3 protein-coding genes and 1 pseudogene are annotated in these 5,914 nt (G+C 40.6%); 1 reads left to right on the plus strand and 3 read right to left on the minus strand.

Annotated elements, in window-relative coordinates:
- Positions 1–3 precede the first annotated feature (3 nt).
- Entirely contained in the window at positions 4–84 is an 81-nt protein-coding gene (locus ABPH35_RS10185; protein ID WP_349988131.1) for an IS3 family transposase, read from the plus strand.
- Between the two features lie 77 nt (positions 85–161).
- Here ABPH35_RS10185 and ABPH35_RS11025 read toward each other — a convergent pair whose 3' ends face one another.
- From ABPH35_RS11025 to add, 3 genes and pseudogenes are all read right to left on the minus strand, one after another.
- Positions 162–914: an LPXTG cell wall anchor domain-containing protein gene (locus ABPH35_RS11025; RefSeq protein ID WP_405054583.1), complete on the minus strand. Its 753-nt coding sequence runs from the start codon at positions 912–914 to the stop codon at positions 162–164.
- Positions 915–923: 9 nt separating this feature from the next.
- Positions 924–4,337 (minus strand): annotated as a pseudogene (locus ABPH35_RS10190) (pullulanase); the annotation flags it as partial.
- A 287-nt stretch (positions 4,338–4,624) separates the two neighbouring features.
- Positions 4,625–5,641 carry an adenosine deaminase gene (gene add, locus ABPH35_RS10195; protein ID WP_368849790.1) on the minus strand — a complete coding sequence of 339 codons (1,017 nt, stop codon included), beginning with the start codon at positions 5,639–5,641 and terminating at the stop codon, positions 4,625–4,627.
- Positions 5,642–5,914: the final 273 nt, after the last annotated feature.

The raw sequence follows: 5,914 nt of genomic DNA on the forward strand, positions 1-5,914 counted from the left end.
TATATCCAGTTTTACAATACACAACGTTATCAAACAAAATTAAATAACCTGACTCCTTGGGAATTCAGGAATCAGGTTGCTTAGTATCTTTTAGTATTTGACTGTCTACTTGACAGGGAGCCGTTCAACCAACATTTCAGAGAGTTTTTTTCTAGCGAGAATCAATCATGGCTTCCCTTTTTCTTTCCAAGAAATACGAGACTGGAAACAAGGGATACTACTCCCAATAAGATTCCTGCAACTGATTGGTGACTGCCTGTTTTGGGCAGGATCTTTTCATCTTCCTTGTCTGAACCCTGAGACATTGCCGACACGATTGTCTCTTTGGGCATTGAAGAATCTTCCATCCTCGGTATACTAGTATTTATTGTTGGTGCTGTGATAGCAGGTTTATTTGCTTTAGGATTGGTGCTACTTGCCATTGATTCAGTGTGAACAGGTACTTCCTCCTTAGACATGCTACTACCTACCGTTGATGCTGTATTAGCAGGTTTATCTGCCTTAAGCCTGTTAGCTACTTCTACCGACGGCTTTGGTTCTTGATGTGGCTGTAGTTCTACTTGTGGGTGTTTGGCAGGGGCTACATCTGCTGGTGACACAACTTCTTGATAGACATAGGTGACAATCAGCGTTTTATTGCCTTCAACAGTGCCACTCACAGGTGCTGATGATACGAGATGACCCATCTTATCTACCCCACCTACATTATACTGACCGGCAGAGGCTAATCGATAAGTTTTTCCATTATAGCCTACAAGGGTCTGCACCTTATGAGCAGAAGTGTCAGCATTATAAGTTGTACCAGGAGCTACATTATAATGGACAAGGGCATTATCTTTCAAGACACGATTGTTCATATCACGATATTCAACAATGACTGAACCTTTTACTGCCTGTTCTTTTATTGCTGGCATGCCCTCTTCTCTGGTGATTCGCAAAATTGTTGCAGTTAGAGGAGCGAGGGTCAAGCTGTGTTCAGTCAGACTCACTCCTTCTGGTGCTAGAATTGCTTCGGTACCTGCCTGCTTCCCATCTGCTAATACCTTTGCAGCTGTCAAGGATTGGCCGACAGTGAACTGGCGTTCCTTAGTATCTGCGTTAACAAATACCAGATAGATATCACCATTACTTGCTACTGTCTGGTAGCCTAAAACCAAATCTTCTTCTGCCACACCATCCTTTCCAGGTACTGTTAGCAGACTGACACGCTTCTCAACCTCTTCACGCGAAGGTAATTTGAAAGCATCTGTTGACTTACGTAAAGCAATCAATCCCTTCATATAGGCACGACTCTTGGCATTCTCAGGATAGGTAACACTATCTGTTGCCTTGCTCCAATCAAAATGATTGACTGCATCACTCGAATCATAGGAATCATGAATAAAGTAAGGATAATCAAATGGACTTCCATCTTCATTGGTCAATAGGTGAGATTTGTTTGGAACTTTATCATCAGAAACTGGTGTGCGATAGGCTGGGTGAAGGAATTGCTTAGTCCGACCATATTCTTGTCCAGAATGGATAAATGGTGTGCCTTGCGCCGTTAAAACCATCAGATTTCCTAAGCGAAGACGACGATGAATTTCTGCTGTATTTTCTGCCTTGGCTGGATCTTTTTTAATCGACTGAGCAATGACATCAAACAAGGTCAAATTATCGTGGGCTGCAATATATTGGATTACATCCCCTGGATCATCTGCTTCAAAATTTGTTGGCTGGGCTTTAATATTTTTAAAGATATTTCCAATATTGCGCTTCCCATTGGTAATAAAGGCTGGTGCTCCTTCATTTGGATAGCCCGACTTCAAGGTATTGCGGATATCATCTGAAAAGACAGCTGCGGAATTGGTATGTTTCATCCAGGACTGATCGGCTGGCTGAACTGGTTTATTTTCATCTCCTGAATAGGTTGACCACCCTTCGCCTAACATGATTAGATTTGGATTTAATTTCTTTGCCTCATCATAAGCCTTTTGAATCGTTGCTGCATCATGGTCTCCCATTAAGTCAAAACGGAAACCATCTACTTTAAATTCATCCGTCAAATACTTAATCGAATCTACTAAGACACGCCGACTCATGTAATGTGTCGTTCCTAAACGACCACCACCGTAGCTAGTCCGAGGAGTTCCATCTGCGTCCATGAAGTGGTAATAGTTCGGCTCTAAATCTTCAAAAATAGCTGTTTTTGCCGTATGGTTATAAACGACGTCCATGATGACACCCATGCCGCGTTTGTGAATTTCGTTGACTAATTCTTTAAATTCTGCAATGCGCTTGCTAGGATTGGTCGGATCACTCGAATACATACCTGTCAGCGAGAAGTAATTCTGCGGATCATAGCCCCAGTTATAATTACTATTGCTTGAAGCGTAGTCATCCATGCGTTCTGCATTCTTTAATTCATTCACATAGTAGTAACTCAAAATAGGTAGCAATTGAACATGGGTCACTCCCAAATCTTTCAAATAATCTAATTTTTCGATAAAGGCAGAAAATGTCCCAGCTGGCGACTTCAAATCCTTGGCGATCGCTTTATCAGATGTGAAATCTCGTACATGCGCTTCGTAGATAACAGCATCTTTCCGATCTTTAAAGCCTGAAATGTTGGCGTAATCTAACTCTTTAGGTCCTTCTGCTTTTGGATCGACAAAAGCAGCCTTTGCAATCTTATAAGACGGATCTGTCTCTGCTAAATCGCTGTTCCAAGCAGCTAAAGACTTAGCATACGGATCTAAGGTCAAGACAGACTCTTCTCCACGCTTGATTTCATAGTGGTAATAGTAGCCACGATAGTCCATAATTCCAAGAGCATTTTTAGGTGTTAACTCAGCAGTCCAAGTCCCCTTTTCTCCTTTACTCATGGCTATTTTTCCTACTATCTTGCTTTGATCATTTTTGTCATAAACCACCAATGAGACCTGATCTGCACTTGGGGACCACAAGGTAGCTGCTACTTTTTGACCATTTTCGCTCACACGAGCACCTAGCTCACCATCATACTGATATAGACTATCTTTTAGCTGCCAATTCATGCCTGTCCTAAATTGTTCACTTCCATAGATAACTGTATAAGGAGATTGTTCTTGTCCAAACTCCCCTTGCACTGTCACTTTTTTCGTAGCTTCATCAAGGATAAGATCATGAACAGGAACTACTTCGTTATCCTTATTTTTTATCTGAAGATTCTTCAAAATTTCTTCTTTTTTTACATCTTTCAATGTCGTAAATGTTGTTTCAATCTCGGCCAAGCTAATATGCTGCGCACCTGTCATTCTGACATCATTAACAAAATAAGGGTTAGTATAAATAGTTGGATCATCATCCTTCAGGAAAATTTGACTGTGTTTTTTCAAGTCCGTAAAATTGTAATCATTTGGCTGAATCTTCACATCATCCCCTGATTTACTTTCATCTAGTAATAAAAATCCAAGCGATTTAGCAAGGTCAGCCAATTTAACATCTACATAGGCACCGTATTTCCCCTGCTTTTCAAAATCAACTCCGTCTGGCCAATTGGTCGTTGGCTTTTCAACGTCGCCCCACAACCATAAAGACTTGCGGTCATAGTTCTGATCAGAGCGCAGATAATTGATACGCACCATGCCAGCTGCCAGTGGTTCGTAGGTATAAGATTTGTATTCCTCATCAAACCATACTTCCTTCATTTTCGGATCGATGAGCTCGACACTCTTATCTCCTGTCAAATTCTCTCCAGCTGTATTATTAATCAATAAGCCAATTTTTTCCCGCTTCTCTGCTGCCAATGGAACATCAAGATAATGCCCATATTCATCTTTTTTAGCTTCAGAAAAACTAGTTGCTCCTGTTGGCCAAGCACCATTTTGACTAGAAGGTTTCTCTACATCATCCCAGGTCCAGAGACCCAAACTTCCTAGATTTTCAGACGGCAATTTCTTAAAATGCAAGCGAAGATGTCCCTCTTTTACTTCATCTTCTACTGCTGTTCCCTCTGAAGTTGAGTTAGGTTCTAAATCAACTTTCTGTCTTGCTTCAGAAGCTGGTTCTGTTCCTTCCAGACTTTTTTCATCTACAGGTGCTACTGTTGCCTCAGAAGTCAATTGTTGTTTACTGTCTTTTTCAGACTCTTCTGTATTTTCAGTTACACCTTCCTCAGAAATCGTTTTTTGCTTATTATCCTTTTCAGATTCTTCAGTTATCTTTCCGTCTGCAGTAGCTACTGTTTCTGTAGCAACTGACTCATCCTTGCTAGTGGTTTCGGCTTCTTCCATTTTCATCTCTGTGCCTTGTTCGTCAACTGTAAGTACCTCAGTAGATTTCGAAGCATCCGCTTGCGTACTTGACATATCTCCCATTTCCTCTGCTTGTACAATAGGAGCACCAAATATGCATAAACTAGCTGATAACAGTACCGAAGCCGTTCCACATTTTAATGTCCGTAGACCAAAATGATGACGCTCAATCTTATTTGTTTCTTTTTCCATCAATTAGAAACCTCCTAAAAGTATTACTGCAAACGTTTGCTTTTGCACCCATTATACCCCTTAACCCTTTATTTGTAAAGGCTTACATTCTAAAACATAGATAATACTTACACCATTAATACAAAAAATTCACGAACTGCAGTCCGTGAATGTGCTTTTTATACTTCCTGATAGGCTACTGCCAACTGTTTCAAGAGGCTTTCTTTTTCTGCTTCTGTCGTAAAACTAGCTCGAATAGCATTCTGATTAAAGCGGTAAAAATCCTCTTTAGTAGTGCCAAAATGTTCAACAAATAAGGCGTATTCCTTGGTTAAATTGGTAGCTGATACGGTGCGGTTATCGGTATTGATTGTGATATTAGCTCCTAAGTCATACAAGGCCTGATACGGAAAATCCGCCAAGGTTGGAGATGCTCCTGTCTGTAAATTACTGGTCAAGCACATCTCAATCGTCGCCCCCGCCTTAACAAACTCTTCCATAACCTTAGAATCTTTCATGAGGGCTGTTCCATGACCAATACGTGGAATACCCAGTTGAATAGCTTGTGCTACATTGGCTACGCAGCCACATTCTCCTGCATGAAAGGTCAATGGCAGGCCTAACTCTTGTATTTCTTTGATTGCTTGTTCTAATGTCTGTGTCGGAAAATCTGACTCGTTGCCTGCAAAATCAAATCCTACCAAACCTCTTTTCGCTAAAGAGACAACTTCTGTGAACAGTTCCTGTGTCTGTCTTACTGGGCTTTGTTTCAAGCCACAAACCAACACTTTACTAACAATGCCAAATTCGTTTTGAGCCTGCTCTAGACCTTGTAAAACAGCCTCTACTGTCTCAACAGCACTCAAGCCCTGGTCCATAGATAATTCCGGAGCAAATCGAATCTCCATATAGAGAACATTTTCCTTCGCTGCTTGCGCAGCAACATCATAGGCTGCAAGCGTGAGCGCCTTTTTAGTCTGTAATAGGGGACGAATAACGTCAAAAACCGTTAAATAATCCAGCAAGCTTTCTGCTTTTTCTGGAGCTGTAACAAGTCGCTGCAATTCCTCGTCACTTTCTGGTAGCGCAATGTCAGCCCATTTTGCTAATTGTCGAATAGCACGAAACGACAAGGAGCCATCCAAATGGCAATGAAGTTCTGTTTTTGCTAATTTTTGAAGAATATTTTTTTGCATTTTTCACCTCTTCGTTCGTTTATTGTTATCCATCATATCATATTCGTCATAATTTTCAATAAAAAATGTGAAAAAATGAACTTTTTCCTAAAAAGATATAAAACATACTAAGTTTACTCGTGGTGCTAGTTACTCTCAGAATACACTAAAAAGCCCAAAAGGACTATACTGTAAGTGACCAAACAAACAGGAGGTTAGTCCAAATGAGCCACTTACAGTATATCGCTAAATCCCATCACTTACAATGGAATATCAAACAATTATCAAAGATTT

The organism is Streptococcus handemini (assembly GCF_040984445.1).
Classification (GTDB): domain Bacteria; phylum Bacillota; class Bacilli; order Lactobacillales; family Streptococcaceae; genus Streptococcus; species Streptococcus handemini.